Source organism: Paenibacillus xanthanilyticus (assembly GCF_042682185.1).
In the GTDB taxonomy this organism is placed as follows: Bacteria; Bacillota; Bacilli; order Paenibacillales; family Paenibacillaceae; genus Paenibacillus_Z; species Paenibacillus_Z xanthanilyticus.
In genome coordinates, this window is the sequence record NZ_JBHUHA010000001.1 from 3,720,001 (window position 1) to 3,733,500 (window position 13,500).

General features: G+C 56.9%; 13 protein-coding genes (1 of these 13 only partly in view). 1 reads left to right on the top strand and 12 read right to left on the bottom strand.

The features are described from left to right. The 8 genes from amyS to ACFSKT_RS16035 all read right to left on the bottom strand — a co-directional run. Nucleotides 1-1,132, bottom strand: partial view of an alpha-amylase gene (amyS, locus tag ACFSKT_RS16000; RefSeq protein WP_377717892.1) — the 5' portion only. Its footprint begins 425 nt before the window's first position; the window shows 1,132 of its 1,557 coding nt (coding positions 1-1,132); the start codon lies at nucleotides 1,130-1,132; its stop codon lies beyond the left edge, outside the window. Between the two features lie 483 nt (nucleotides 1,133-1,615). After that, complete coding sequence (locus ACFSKT_RS16005) at nucleotides 1,616-2,824, bottom strand: TraB/GumN family protein (protein WP_377717893.1); 1,209 nt, start codon at nucleotides 2,822-2,824, stop codon at nucleotides 1,616-1,618. A gap of 102 nt (nucleotides 2,825-2,926) precedes the next feature. Further along, complete coding sequence (locus ACFSKT_RS16010; protein ID WP_377717894.1) at nucleotides 2,927-3,097, bottom strand: hypothetical protein; 171 nt, start codon at nucleotides 3,095-3,097, stop codon at nucleotides 2,927-2,929. Between the two features lie 94 nt (nucleotides 3,098-3,191). Continuing rightward, nucleotides 3,192-4,541, bottom strand: a complete 1,350-nt coding sequence (locus ACFSKT_RS16015) for an ABC transporter permease (protein WP_377717895.1) — start codon at nucleotides 4,539-4,541, stop codon at nucleotides 3,192-3,194. Continuing rightward, nucleotides 4,534-5,436 (bottom strand): ABC transporter ATP-binding protein, encoded by a 903-nt coding sequence (locus ACFSKT_RS16020; RefSeq protein WP_377717896.1) that lies wholly within the window; start codon nucleotides 5,434-5,436, stop codon nucleotides 4,534-4,536. The genes ACFSKT_RS16015 and ACFSKT_RS16020 overlap by 8 nt, the downstream gene beginning before the upstream one ends. 44 nt (nucleotides 5,437-5,480) lie before the next feature. Continuing rightward, nucleotides 5,481-6,389 (bottom strand): ABC transporter ATP-binding protein, encoded by a 909-nt coding sequence (locus ACFSKT_RS16025; RefSeq protein ID WP_377717897.1) that lies wholly within the window; start codon nucleotides 6,387-6,389, stop codon nucleotides 5,481-5,483. A 20-nt stretch (nucleotides 6,390-6,409) separates the two neighbouring features. Next, the gene (locus ACFSKT_RS16030; RefSeq protein WP_377717898.1) at nucleotides 6,410-6,799 is read right to left on the bottom strand and encodes a GntR family transcriptional regulator; all 390 of its coding nucleotides are present in this window, start codon (nucleotides 6,797-6,799) and stop codon (nucleotides 6,410-6,412) included. Between the two features lie 72 nt (nucleotides 6,800-6,871). After that, nucleotides 6,872-7,603 carry a hypothetical protein gene (locus ACFSKT_RS16035; RefSeq protein ID WP_377717899.1) on the bottom strand — a complete coding sequence of 244 codons (732 nt, stop codon included), beginning with the start codon at nucleotides 7,601-7,603 and terminating at the stop codon, nucleotides 6,872-6,874. A gap of 354 nt (nucleotides 7,604-7,957) precedes the next feature. Here ACFSKT_RS16035 and ACFSKT_RS16040 point away from each other — a divergent pair, with 354 nt between their 5' ends. Then, entirely contained in the window at nucleotides 7,958-8,776 is an 819-nt protein-coding gene (locus ACFSKT_RS16040) for a glycoside hydrolase family 16 protein (RefSeq protein ID WP_377717900.1), read from the top strand. 125 nt (nucleotides 8,777-8,901) lie between these two features. Here the strand turns inward: ACFSKT_RS16040 and ACFSKT_RS16045 are convergent, their stop codons facing one another. The 4 genes from ACFSKT_RS16045 to ACFSKT_RS16060 form a co-directional block, all read right to left on the bottom strand. After that, nucleotides 8,902-9,534 carry a response regulator transcription factor gene (locus tag ACFSKT_RS16045; protein ID WP_377717901.1) on the bottom strand — a complete coding sequence of 211 codons (633 nt, stop codon included), beginning with the start codon at nucleotides 9,532-9,534 and terminating at the stop codon, nucleotides 8,902-8,904. Beyond that, nucleotides 9,535-11,715, bottom strand: coding sequence for a GAF domain-containing sensor histidine kinase (locus ACFSKT_RS16050; RefSeq protein WP_377717902.1), 2,181 nt, complete (start codon nucleotides 11,713-11,715; stop codon nucleotides 9,535-9,537). A gap of 24 nt (nucleotides 11,716-11,739) precedes the next feature. Beyond that, entirely contained in the window at nucleotides 11,740-12,555 is an 816-nt protein-coding gene (locus ACFSKT_RS16055; RefSeq protein ID WP_377717903.1) for a hypothetical protein, read from the bottom strand. A 316-nt stretch (nucleotides 12,556-12,871) separates the two neighbouring features. Then, nucleotides 12,872-13,480, bottom strand: coding sequence for a uridine kinase family protein (locus ACFSKT_RS16060; protein WP_377717904.1), 609 nt, complete (start codon nucleotides 13,478-13,480; stop codon nucleotides 12,872-12,874). Nucleotides 13,481-13,500 lie beyond the last annotated feature (20 nt).

A 13,500-nucleotide genomic window follows, 5' to 3' on the forward strand; every position in this document is an offset into this window, starting at 1 on the left:
TTACCGTCGATTGCAGCGCTTGACCCGGCTGGGAGTCATGGTTCTCAACGAACGTGACCGCTTTCGTCGGATTGCCCTTCATAAGTGTGTTGTTTAAGAGGTTGCGCATATCGTACCCGCCGCCGCTGTTGGAAGCAGAATACATATTGTAATGCAGCGGGACGTCGAAGAGCGACATAGCGCCGTTTGTTTTGGTTATGTAATTGTTCAGCCTGTTAATGTCACTGCTCCAGTATTCGCCAACGGCAAACAGGCTTTTACCCGTGTCGGTGCGGACGCCATTCAGCCAATCGCGCATACGGTCAAACTTGATATGCTTCACTGCATCAATTCGCACGCCATCCAGCTTGGCCGTATTGACGAACCACTTGCCCCACGTACGTGTTTCGCTGATAACCTCCGGATGATCCCAGTCGATGTCGGCACCCATCAGATAGTCATAGTTGCCGTTATCCGAGTCCACTTCCCAGTCCCAGGCTTTGCCGGTACCGCGGAACTTGAAGATCTTGCTCGCATTGCGGGACTGATCATAATCTACACCGTCAAAATGATACCATTTCCACTTGAAGCTGGAGTACGTATTGTTCCGTCCCGGGAAATTAAACTGCGTCCAAGCAGAGATCGTATAATCGCCCGATGTCTCCTGGTTGCGGTTGGAAGAGTTAACCTCAACGGCTGTAACGTTCTCCGTCGCATCAGCGCTCATCCGGTGGTTCAGTACGACATCCCCATAAACCTGCATCCCGTTAGCATGAAGCGCGTCGACCGCGCTGGTGAGTTGGGCTTTCGTACCGTATTTCGTGCGCACAGTACCCTTCTGATTGAATTCGCCCAAATCGTACATGTCATACACACCGTAGCCGACGTCGTTGCTGCCGCCTCCTTTATAGGCTGGCGGGATCCAGATCGCTGTAACGCCTGCATTCTTAAGGGAGGCCGCATTATTTTGGAGCTTCGTCCAGAGCGTTCCGTCGTTTGGCAAGTACCATTCAAAGTACTGCATCATTACGCCATTCACACCGTCGGCGGCATACGCTTTTTCTTTACCTGGCACAATGGATATCGAGATTGCCATAGATACGCTTACAAAAACCAAAGCTGCCTTGCGAATGGTCTTGATTTTAAACATCATTACACGGCTCCTTCATGAGTATAGTTTGAGACCAAAGGTTGAACAAAATAAAAAAGGGCAATCTCCTCCTTTCTTTAATTGTTAGCGCTTTCAATTAGCTTGCTTTTCGAGTATATCTGTTTTTTCGGGTGAGAAAAGTGGAGAATGATGAAGAAATAGGTGGAGATTTTTGACCTGAATAGCAGCACCATGGATGCACAGGGTGAAGCACCAATCCGAAGGAAGGCGTGGTGACGCACAGTTGCATACGAAAGAGCACCCCTCTAGAATAGGGGCGCTCAACATTCGTATTTATTGGATCTTCGGAAAGTGTGCCTCCAGCTGCCTTCGGGTTCCCCCTCACGATGGACACCCTTGCTCTTGGCTAACGGTAGGTGTTCCCCCTCCCCCATTCCGGACTTTCACCCTAGAGATGACGCCCACCCTGGGCATACACGAAGAAAAAGCCTCCCCTGCTACAGGGAGACTTCTTCATGCATGTATCTACTTCCGCGTAACCGTGTAACCTTTATCTTGCAGCAGCTTCACGATCCCGGTATCGCCCAGATAGTGTGCGGCGCCGACGACGACGAAGTATTCGGCTTTCTCCGTTCCTTTCAAGAAGCCGTCGATTTTGGCCGCCATGGCGATATTACGGTCATCGAGCATCGCTTTACGATACTCCTCGTTCACGGACATGCTCTCGGTAAACTTGAGCAATGCGGCATCGTCGCCTTTCTTCCACATGTCCGCCATTTGATCGACGCTCTCGTCTACCAGTTCGAAGTTGTCCAGCGTAGTTTTCAGGTTTGCTTCCTGCAAGTCCTTCGAGAAGCTGTTGAACATGGTCAACTGCGATTCGTAGGTTTCCAGTTCGATCACCGGTATTTTGCGTTCCATCGCTTTCTGGATGAAATGCAGATCGATGCCGACCGTGCTCTGGTAGCCCGCTTCCATGGACTTCAGCGTCGCGATCGTCGTCTCAACGACCCATGGCTTGAACTTATCCAACGCATCGGCCTTCAGATTGTTCTTGACCAAGATCTCACCCAACTGCTTATACGTCTCCGCCGAGATATGATCCTTGAGCGTCGTCCCATCCTGGTACGAGCCAAGCTTCTCGACCAGCTTCTGCACGTCCGACTCATTCGCGCTCGTGATATCGACCTCCACGGCCAAATAGTCCGATTCCGCAAACGCTTCCTCAAAGGAAGGATGAAGCGGATAGAAGCTGTCGTCCGCAATGTGCATGGAGCCGACGAGGTAGATGGTGTTGCCGCCGTTCTTCACTTCCCAAAGAAAGCCCTTGCCGCCTTCTTTGACGATCTTCGACGTCAGTTCGATCGTGCGGGAGGCGGCATCCCAGCGTACCTCGTAACCGGCCGCCTCTCCAATAATGCGAACGGGAACATACGTCACGCCGCCGATCGTCTTCGGCTTCGCTTGCAGGGTGACCTGCTTGCCGTCGATGACGGCCGTGATCGTCCCGTTCTTGGCGTCTTGGAGCGAAAGATTAAGCGCCTTGGACGTCGATTCCAGCGGAACGAAGGTCGTACCATCTTGGGCGATCGGCGCGTTCGACGCGAATTCGATTTTTTTGCCGTTTACCTCGACGTCCAGCGTGGCCGGCGCGGCGATTGCCGGGAAGGCGGATGCAAGCATCGTGGCGGATAAAGCGACGGATAATAGCGCGGTTTTCTTCTTTCTGGACATTGTAAATCTTCCTCCCTAATTAAGAAACTTCCCGCTCTCATGCTGTTCGGGCCAAGGAGGATTCATCCGAGAGCGGGCCTTGCGGCATTTCAGACGCTTCGACTAAACTGCGGACGGCTTTCTTCTGAATGTCGCCAGCGCGTAGACGTTGAATGCGACGGACAGACCCATTATGCCGCCTGTAACCGCGTCGTGGATCGGCACTTCGAAACGCGTAAGCAACGAGTAGGCGGCCAGCAGCAACAGGCCCAGCATAGGAATATACGTTTTCATTTGAAAAACCTCCCAAATACTTTTCGATCTTTTTCGAGGTTGCACCCTGTAAAATGGAATTACCAAGCGTTGGAGGATATACGGTACAGATGCCTTACACTTTGTAAGCTTTCATCGCCTTGCGCAGCTCTTTGATCGTTGGGCGTTTGCCGTACATGAGCACCCCGGCGCGGTAAATGCGAGCCGACAGCCAGCCGGCGACCAAAATCATGATCAGCAGCAAGCCGATCGAGACCCACACTTCCCAGGCGGCCGGATTGGCCAGCCCCAATCGCACGACCATCGCATAAGGCGAGAACAGCGGAATGAACGAGAACACTTTCATGACCATCGTATCCGGGTTGCTTAAGCCGCCGAACATGCAGACGTAGAAGCCGACAAGGGAGACGACCGTGATCGGCATGACCGCTTGGCCCAGATCCTCGGTGCGGCTGACAAGCGAGCCGATCGCGGCGAAGAGCGTCGCGAACAGGAAGTAACCCATTAAGTAGAACACGAGCGCGTAGACCAAGAGCACGGGATCGATATCGGCTAAACGGATGTTCAGGTCGGCGAGCGGCTCTCTATTGTGCGGCAGCGCCATATTCAGCAGGATCACGCCCACGAACGCGAGCATCTGAGCCAAGCCGACGAGGAACATGCCGAAGATTTTGCCGAACATGCTCGTAACGGGCGCCACGCTCGTAATGAGAATTTCCATGACGCGCGAGCTCTTCTCGGCCGTAATTTCGCTGGCGATCATTTGGCCGGTGACCATGATGGCCATCACCAGCAGGATGAGGATGACGTAGACCAAGCCCATATCCATCGCTTGCTCGGAAGCCGTCTTGCCCTCGCCTACGTTGCCAGCGCCGGCGCTTGTCGTAATCTGCAGCGTCTGAACGCCCACCTGCGCCAGCAGCAGATCGCGCTTGGCCTGCGACAGGTTGGAGTCCTGCAGCACCATCTCGGTCTTCACGGCCTGCAGGGCGACGGTCAGCGATTCGGTCACGTTCGTGTCCATCAGCTTCTCGGATTTGTAGACCACGTCGGGGAAACCCTCCGGGAATTCGCCCGTCGCACCAGCTTGAAACTCGATATAGCCTTTGATTTTGCCATCGGCGATCGCTTGCTTGAACGCCTTCTCATCGCCTTCCGGCGTCCCGGTAGCTTGGAACGGAACGAGCTTCAGCTCCGGCTCCGGCTGAGCTTCGAAGTACTTATTAACCGCTTGGGCCAAATATGCGTTATTGAACGTCGAGGATTGAAGCGTATCTTCCGCCTTCTGAAGATATCCGACTGATGCCGCCTCGTTCTTATCGCTGCTGAATTGCGAAATGATATAAGGCAGGTTGATGCCGATGCTTAAAATGATTGCGATAACCAGCGTCGTAATAACGAATGCCTTGCCTCTGAATTTATTGCGAACCGTGAAGCCGACCACTGTCCAGAAACTACTATTCATGGCTCTCACCTACCGTCTTAATAAAGATTTCGTTAAGCGTGGGTTCCATCACTTCGAAGCGTTGGACGTTCGTCTGGGCCAGCGCCAGCTCCAAAATCGGCCGCGCCGCTTCTTCCCGGTCGATCAGCAGCTCGTATCCGTTCTCCCGACGGTCTACTCGCAACACGCCGCCGATCGCCTCCAGGCCGCTAACGTCTCCATCCGTATGCAGAATGACGCGCTCCCGCGGGAACTGCTTCTTGATCGCCTTCAAATTGCCCTGCAGCACCGGGTTGGACTTGTGCAAAATCGTTATGTTGCGGCACAGCTCCTCGACATGCTCCATCCGGTGCGTCGAGAACAGGATCGTCGTGCCCGAATCGCGCAGCTCCTTGACCGTGCTTTTCAACAGCTCGACGTTGACCGGATCGAGACCGCTGAACGCCTCGTCCATGATGATGATTTTCGGCTGATGGATGACCGCCGCGATGAATTGAATTTTCTGCTGATTGCCCTTAGACAGCTCTTCGACCCGCTTCCCGTAATACTCCGGCACGCCGAACCGATCAAGCCACCGCTTCAGGTTGGCGTCCGCGTCCTTGCGGCTCATGCCGCGCAGCTGGGCCAGGTAAAGAATCTGGTCGCTGACTTTGACCTTCGCGTACAGGCCTCGCTCCTCCGGCAAATATCCCAGCCCCCGCAGCTGTTCCGCGCTATAAGGCTTGCCATGGTACTGGATCGAGCCGCCATCCGGATAAATCAAGCCGAGCACCATCCGCATCGTCGTCGTCTTGCCCGCGCCGTTCCCGCCGAGCAGCCCGTAAATCTCGCCTTCGCCTACCTCAAAGCTGATGCCGTTCACCGCCGTTTTGTCGCCGTATTGCTTGAAAATTCGGTCTACTTTTAATGGATTCATTCCGTTTGGCTCCTTTTCCGAAATATGGCTATCCATCTCGTTCGCTATGAGTGCATGCGCAGGCGTTCCTGCTCGATGAGTACGGTCAAAATGTCATCCAGTTCCAATTTCTGTCTCCCCGTGATGCGCAGCCCTTGCTCGGCACACCATCGCTCGGCTTCGAGCACGTCGCTCGTGACGACCTTGCATTGCGCGCCGCCGGCCTGTTCGTGATTGCAATAGCCCGGTATTGCCTTCCAATTGGCGAGCGGAGTCCCCGCCTCGATATAGAGCGCGTACCACGATTCGAGCAGCGCGTCTTTCTCGAACATGCCGAGCACCCGGCCATGCACGATGAACACGATATAGTCAGCCAGCCGCTTCACCTCGTCGACGATGTGCGACGCCATCAGTATCGTACGGTCGCCCCGCTCCATGTAGCGGTGGAGCACCTCTATCATCGTTTTCCACGCGATCGGATCGAGGCCCGAAGAGGGCTCGTCGAGCAGCAGCAGCTCCGGATTGTGCGCCATGGCCAGCGCGATGTCGAACTTCCGCCGCATCCCTTTGGACATTTTGCCAAGCTTGATCGAAGGGTCGATCTCGAATCGCCGAAGCAGCTCCTGATAACGGTTCAGCTCCCAGCCCGGGTACCATTGGCTCGTGAAAGCCGCCTTCTCCTCGGCGCGCAAATGATCTTCGATGTCGATCGCTTGATCCGGCACATAGCCGATCCGGGCTTTCAACTGCCGGTCGTCTCCGCCGACGTGCTCGCCGAGCACCGTCATCTCGCCCTCGTCCGGCTTGCTCAGATCGAGCAGCAGCCGGAACAGCGAGCTTTTGCCGGAGCCGTTGGGCCCGACGATCGCCGTCACGTATCCCCTAGGCACCGCCAGCTCCACGGGTCCGAGCTGAAAATGCTTGTGCCGCTGCACGACGCCTTTCACTTCAATCGCCGTCTCTTCCATCAACATCCGTCATTCTCCTCCTTCGCTTACCCTTCGCGCCGCTTGCGCAAGATCTCCTCGAGTATCTCCCGCATCTCGTCCTCGCCGCACTGGACCCGAACGCCAGCTTCGACCGCCGACTCGAACGCCTCGATGACCGCGCTTCGGCGGTGTACGTCCCGCATCTCTTCCCCTACCTTCGCGACGAATGTGCCAGTCCCTTGCCGGGTACGCAGCAGCCCTTCGTTCTCTAGATCCTGATAGACGCGCCGTACCGTGATGACGCTGCATTTGACCATCGACGCCAGCTCTCGGATGGAAGGCAGCAGCGTCCCTTCCGCCAGTTGTCCGCTGACGATCAGCGCCCGAAGCTGTACTTCGATCTGGTGGTATAACGGCTCTGCGCTCTGTTCGTTAATTTGTATCGGAATCCACACCGTGCACACCTTCTATCGTATCGGCCGACGTCGCGCCATGATCGTAAGATGCGGACGCCGTCGCCGGAATCGTCATTCGTGAATTAAACTGCGTCTTTCAAGTCGCTGCCGAATATAGTGTCCCGATACGAGCAGCGCGCCGATGCCGACCACCACCATAATCAGCGCGCCCGCCGGGTTGCCCGCTTCCGCCAGTTCCATGGACAGCAGCGTCGGCGAGAAGTCCAGCGCCCATAATCCCCACACAATCAGCGCGAACAGCATGACGTAGCCCCAACATACGAGGAGGTACGTTCGGCCGCTGTAGCACTGCTCGGCGAACATGTATCCTGACGCAAACGTCAGCGCGTAGCCCATCCAGAAAAGGGCGAAGATCAGGTATTGCCCGAACGAGAGCGCCTCGCGCAATTCTGCGACCAGCGCATATTCGAGGCCGAAAAAGTACACGCCTACGAGGGATAGCATAACCACCAGCTGAAGCATTCGGGAGAGAACGATCGATTGAAACCCGATCGGCATCGTGCGCCAATAGGCGATTTTGCGCGTGAAGGAGTTCGTCTTCCAATAATGAAACAACGTGCGGTTCATCACGAAGCCCATATTCGGCAGCAGCGTCAGCATCAGGAAGTCGGCCGGGAATACGATCAACTCCTCGCCGGCTCCCCTCCCCTCGAACAAGTCGCCGAGCACCATGGTTAAGACGAAGCCGATATAAGTGAAAAACCCAATCGTAATCAGCACGCCCACCCAAGACCGTCGCATTTCGTGACGAAATAACCGGATCGCTCCTTGCCAGCTAGACATTCCCGTTTCCTCCAGTTCTATCTGTGCTCACTGTGTTTAGTGTGTTTACTGTGTATATCTTTATATACAGTATAATCACACCTCCACCTCACAGTCAACACTTTCCAGTAAAAAATCCCCAAATGCTCCAGACGCAGCTTGGCACCGAGGAACTGGCGAGAAGGCGAAGAAGGGAGCGGAGATTAGGCGGATCGATATGAGCGCCGTACTTGCCCCCGGCCGTCCGCTTGTATGGAAGTCTCACTCGTGCCAGGAGGCCCCAGTCGCTACACTTTACGAACATCCGTTCTTGCCAACTGGAGTCCTCGTGATATAATAAAACCAAAATTAACCAAAACGTGAGGAGGAGCGACGATGCCCGCTAAGGACTTTCCGCGAAACGAAATCGACAAACCGGGCTATGTCTTGGTTTTCCAGGACGATTTCGAGGGGAACGAGCTGAACCTTGCGAAGTGGCTGCCGTATTATTTGCCGCAATGGAGCAGCAGAATGCATACGCAAGCCAACTATCGTTTTGAAGACAGCCGGCTCATCCTGCAAATTACCGAGCATCAATCGCCTTGGAGTCCCGAATTCGACGGAGGCGTTAAAGTCAGCAGCCTGCAGACGGGCGTATTCTCCGGGCCACTAGGAACCGAATTCGGGCAGCACAATTACTCGGGGAACTGTATCGTTCGGGAAGAGCAGCCTGTGGAACGGCTCTTTACACAGCAATACGGCTACTTCGAGATCCGCGCCAAAGGGCTCGGAAATCCCAACAATGTTTGCGCCTTCTGGATGATTGGGTTCGAGGATGAGCCCTATAAATCGGCTGAAATTTGTCCTTTCGAGTTAAAGGGCTGGCAGGTGCAAGCGGACCGATGCACGGTCGGATTTGGCCTCCGCCCTTTTGGCGATCCCGACATCAAGGATGAATTTTTTGAACGCGAATATGCGATGGACCCGACCGCGTTTCATCTTTATGCCGTGGAGTGGACCGAGCAAGGCGTCGATTTTTATATCGATAACCAGCTCGTCCATCGCTCGGCGCAGTCGCCGCAATATCCGATGCAGTTGATGCTGAATATCTATGAACTCCCGCCCCAGAAGAGCGGTGCCACGACGGATCCGGTGTATCCTAGCGAGTTCGCGGTCGATTACGTGCGCTGTTACCGCAAACTTGCTGGAACTTAGGGCCATGAACCATTAAACGGATGCACGATCAGGGCGCGAGCGAAAGATTAACGACGTCAATAAATAAACCCATCGCCATGTACCGGCGATGGGTTTTCGATTCATCCTATGAATAATTCCCCTCGTTAATGCCCGGTCGCTTCCTTCACTTTGGCGATCGCGCCGGCTCTGTCGGCCACTTGCAGCTTGTTGAAAATGTTGGTCATATAGTTCGACACGGTCTTGGCGCTGAGCTCCAGCCGCTTGGAGATCTCGGCGTTGGCATGGCCCTCCACGACCATGCTGAGCACTTCCCGCTCCCGGTACGTGAGCTCGGTGAACATCTCGAGCGGCTGCATCGGCTTCGTCGCGAAATCGATCATGCGCGCGGCCACGTCCCCGCTGAAGATCGCTTCCCCGGAAGCGACGGCCCAGATCGCCCGGATAATGTCCTCTCGATCCGCATCCTTCAGAATATAGCCTCTCGCGCCGGCCTTCATCGCGGTAATGACGGAGGCGTCGTCTTTGAACATCGTGCAAATGAGCACGCCGATCTGCGGATTGGAAGCCCGGATACGCGCGGTCGCTTCGATGCCGTTCAAGCCGGGCATCCGGATATCCATCAGCACGACGTCCGGCGCAAGCTCCAACGCAAGCCGGACCACTTCCTCCCCCGTGGCCGCCTCGCCGACGACGGTCACATCCGGGGCGCTCTCCATGATGCTTCTGACCCCTTCCCTGAACATCGGGTGGTCATCGGCAAGCAAAACTCGCAGCATCTAATATCTTCCTCCTCTTAGCGTTGTACGAAGCGGTAGCTGCGCCACGACCTGCGTGCCGCCGCCGGCGACCTCCCGGATGCTGCAGCTGCCGCCCAGCTCTTCGGCCCTCTCCCGAAGGGAATAGAGGCCAAGTCCGCCTTCGGTTGGAACCGGATTGCGCTCGAATCCGATCCCGTTATCTGTCACTTCGATCATCATTGCGCCCTCTTTTTCGCGCAGCGTCATCCGGATGAGGCATCGGCTCGCGCGCGCATGCTTCACGACGTTAAGGAACGCCTCTGTCACGATCCGGTAAGCGCCCACCTCGATCGCCGCAGGCAGGATCGGCAGCTGATCAGGCAGCGCAAGCTCCACCTGCAGCGGCGGATTGCTGGCCGCGATGTCCCGGACCTGATTGATCTGCCCGATCTGCTCCACCCGCTGGCGGATCGCGCCGTTCAAGCCCAGCTCGTCGAGCGCCTGAGGCCTTAAATCATAGACGATCCCTCTAATTTCGTCCACGGTGTCTCCGATATCCTGCTTGAATTTGTTCATGATGTCGATCGCTCGGTTCGGGTCCTTCTGGATCCAGTCCACCACGAGGCTGGACGTCAGACGCATGGCCGCCAATCTCGGCGCGATATCGTCATGCAGGTTCTTGCGCATCGAGCGACGCTCCTCCTCCCGGGCGAAGACGAGCTGCTCCCGCGTATCCTGCAGATCGCCGAGCAGCCGCTCGATCTCCGTCGCCTGCTTGACGCCCTGCGCAACGGTGCCCGCCTGCCGGGCAAGCAGGCGAAGCAGCTTCCAATCGGCGTCGCTGAAGCTCTCCTCCGGGGCGCGCGCGCATACGAGCAGCCGGCCGATCTCTTCCCCGCCCGCGATCAGCGGGATGGCGATCGCGTCCCCTTGCTCCTCGCCAACCGATACCGCGCCCAACGGTTCGCCGCCGCGCATCAGATGGATGGCGGCGTAGGGCAGCCGAAGCGAATCTTTGACGGTCCGGACCACGATCTCGAGCACAGCGGCCGGGGAGGACGGCTCCTTGAGCCGGTTGCCCAGCTTCTCCAAGACGGAGAACGGATCATTGTGCGCGCCGTATATCATCCGGTTGGCGACCCGCTGCAGCCGCTCCTTGAGCGGGGCGAACGCGAAGGCGACCAGCGCGGCGCCCATAATCGAGAAGATCATGTTCGGTCCGGAGCGGAACAGCACCGACAGGTACCACACCGTGACCGAATACAGCGCAATAATGATGGCGCTCAGGCAGCCGTATACGAGCGTGCGGTTCACGAGCGGATCGATATCCCACAAACGTCTGCGCAGCATAGAGATGCCAAGCGTGATCGGGATCGGCAGCATGACGAGCATCACGGCCACGTCCAACACGAATAACACCGCGGGATCTGGCGACTGATAAAAATCGATGTCCCGGATTAACGGCAAAATCGACACGATGAACATGGCGGCGATCGCCATCAGCAAGCCGTAAAGCACCCATTTGGTCTGCTGCTTCTCGGTGACTTCGGCATAGCGGCGATAGCGAATGAGCTGATTCCATACGATCGTGCCGTAGAGCAGCGTCATCCACAGCAAGGTCAGCCAGATGGGCCAATGCGCGGCCCCCCAAGGATCGGGGACGTACCAGGACGCGTTGCGTATCACGACCAGCCCGATCGCCCCCCAGAACATGGGCCTGACCACGATTCTCCCATTCGGGAACAGCAGCAGGAAGAGCATGAACGACAGCGAAGACAGCTCCTCCAGCAGGTTGGTCAGCCACGGCAAGCCGGGCCATTGAATGACGATGAAGCTCGCGCTGTGAAAGGAAATCATGGCCGTCGCCGCGATCCACGACATGGGCTCATTCGGCCGTTTGCGCAAGACGAGCAGCGCGACCGCGAAATAAACGGCGAAATCGAACAGGGCGATGCACGTATACAAGGCGGCATACCCGCCGTTCGAAAGCCCCCAGCCGGCGGCGACGTCGGCCGGGAGCGGCGTTAGCACGGCCAACTCGCAGGACGATTGCAGGCAGCTGTCCCTAAGGTACACATAGTAAGACGGGATTTTCGCCAAAAATAGTCCCGCGTAAGCCGCGCATAAGAGGAAAGCGAACCAACGCGCGGCAGACCGCCACCCCGTAGGATAGCGGCCGGTTCTAAGCTCGCGTTGCGTCTGGATGCGGACGGATGTCATAGCATTCTCACCTTTGCGTTCAGCTCATGATTGAATAGCATTCGGCCTTGCGACGGAAGTCCCGGGAGCCAGCTGCCGGAGGACGACGACGACATAGACCAGCCCGTAGGCGATTGCGGCGGCGCCGCCCAACAGGCCCCAGCTTCCCGGATGCTCCGGCAACGTGATCGAGGCTGCGCCCATATAGACGTAGGTCGCGCCTTGCAGGATGCCCAGCGTGCGCGCCCCCGTGCGGGACGTCGCCGTCAAGTAACCCGCGTAGACGAGCGCCAGGCCGAGCGCCGTCCCTTCGCCCCATCGGAATTGCATGTCGTTGTCGCCGATCTGTCCCGTTACGCCGTTGATCATGAACGGAAGCAGGCCGAGCAGCGCCACGCCCGTCATGGCGAGCAGCGTGCGATTCATCGCCTTCGGTTCGCGCGGACGGAAGATGTCGCGCCGCTTCGGATACGCGGCGAACAATATGCCGAGCACCACCGCGAACAGAATAAAGACGAAGAACGACTGCTTGGCAAGCGCCGGATCCGTCAGCAGCAGCGTGCCGAGGAAAATCAGATGGCCGATCACATAAAACCGGAGCACGAGCGGCTTAGACAGCGGCGCGCGCAGCATCGCAAGCAAACTCACGCTGAACAAAATGCCGATGAGCGCGCCATGCGACGCCGCATGGAACCGCAGCTCATCCGGGAGCGGCGAGGAGGCCATGAAGCCGCGAACCCAAGGCTCCAGCCCTTCCGATAAGCCTTGGAGCATGATCAAGCCCGCTGCCGCGAATACGATCGCGAAAAATCGATAAACCACGCCAAGCCAAGATTTGTTTGTACTGTTGTCCGTTTTCATTGTACGCCTCCGTTATCGTGTTTTGAAGCAATTCTTTGTCTTCAGCATAACGGAGGCGTATTCCCGGTTATAGAGAGCCGTTCCCGGCGGGATGGGAAAAAGAGTTAGGAAAGCGGCACGGCGGGGGACGCGTGACGCGGGCGTCGGAGATTAAGCGCATGGGGACTTATCATAAGCGAAATATCAGTCCCCGTTGCACGCCAAAAAGGGCATTCCCGCGTCATGGCCTGACGATGGGATGCCCCTTGCATGGCGCCGTTCTGGGCGTGATCGAATTGCCTCCTGCGGCATGTTGGCGATGGTTGGCGCGATCCGGTTACCGTTTCCCGTTAAAGTCTCGCACCGTCTCGAACGACTTACGGCTGCGCGCCGCTTGGCGAATCCATTCAAGTACGATTTTGACGCCCGTCTCCGACCCTTGCGAGCCGTTCACGATGAGATCAGCGTGCCACTTGGTCGGTTCGACGAATTCGTCGTGGCGGTAGCGGACCAGCTCCAAATATTCGTTCACGATATCCTCGTACGCATAGCCCTTCTGCAGAAAACGAGCCGTCCGCCTTAGCAGCCGTTCGTCGGCCGGGCATTCGACGTACAGCTTGACGTCCATCCACTCGCGCAAATAGGCATGGTGCAGCACCAGTATGCCCTCCACGATGACAATCTCCGTCTCCCCGTCGTTGGCCGCGCGGAGGAGATCCTCCAGCATTTTCGGAAAATCGAGCGAGTCCGGATGGTTGAAATCATCGTACGTCTTGCCGGTGAACGGCGCCGCCGTCTTCATCCGCGTGCGGAAATAATACTTGTCGGCATGGATGCTCTTGACCCGGTAACCCTCCAGCTCCGCTTCCATCCGCGTGCACAACGTCGTCTTGCCGCTGCCGGAGCCGCCTCCTATGCCGATAATGATCGGTTTCCCCTGCTGCATCCTGCATGTCCTCCCATGCG

Coding starts and splice junctions, on each gene's coding strand:
- ACFSKT_RS16020 (WP_377717896.1), bottom strand. CDS start 5,436: ATGAATCCATTAAAAGTAGACCGAATTTTCAAGCAATACGGCGACAAA.
- ACFSKT_RS16025 (WP_377717897.1), bottom strand. CDS start 6,389: ATGTTGATGGAAGAGACGGCGATTGAAGTGAAAGGCGTCGTGCAGCGG.
- ACFSKT_RS16035 (WP_377717899.1), bottom strand. CDS start 7,603: ATGTCTAGCTGGCAAGGAGCGATCCGGTTATTTCGTCACGAAATGCGA.
- ACFSKT_RS16050 (WP_377717902.1), bottom strand. CDS start 11,715: ATGACATCCGTCCGCATCCAGACGCAACGCGAGCTTAGAACCGGCCGC.
- ACFSKT_RS16040 (WP_377717900.1), top strand. CDS start 7,958: ATGCCCGCTAAGGACTTTCCGCGAAACGAAATCGACAAACCGGGCTAT.
- ACFSKT_RS16045 (WP_377717901.1), bottom strand. CDS start 9,534: ATGCTGCGAGTTTTGCTTGCCGATGACCACCCGATGTTCAGGGAAGGG.
- ACFSKT_RS16005 (WP_377717893.1), bottom strand. CDS start 2,824: ATGTCCAGAAAGAAGAAAACCGCGCTATTATCCGTCGCTTTATCCGCC.
- ACFSKT_RS16010 (WP_377717894.1), bottom strand. CDS start 3,097: ATGAAAACGTATATTCCTATGCTGGGCCTGTTGCTGCTGGCCGCCTAC.
- ACFSKT_RS16060 (WP_377717904.1), bottom strand. CDS start 13,480: ATGCAGCAGGGGAAACCGATCATTATCGGCATAGGAGGCGGCTCCGGC.
- ACFSKT_RS16055 (WP_377717903.1), bottom strand. CDS start 12,555: ATGAAAACGGACAACAGTACAAACAAATCTTGGCTTGGCGTGGTTTAT.
- ACFSKT_RS16015 (WP_377717895.1), bottom strand. CDS start 4,541: ATGAATAGTAGTTTCTGGACAGTGGTCGGCTTCACGGTTCGCAATAAA.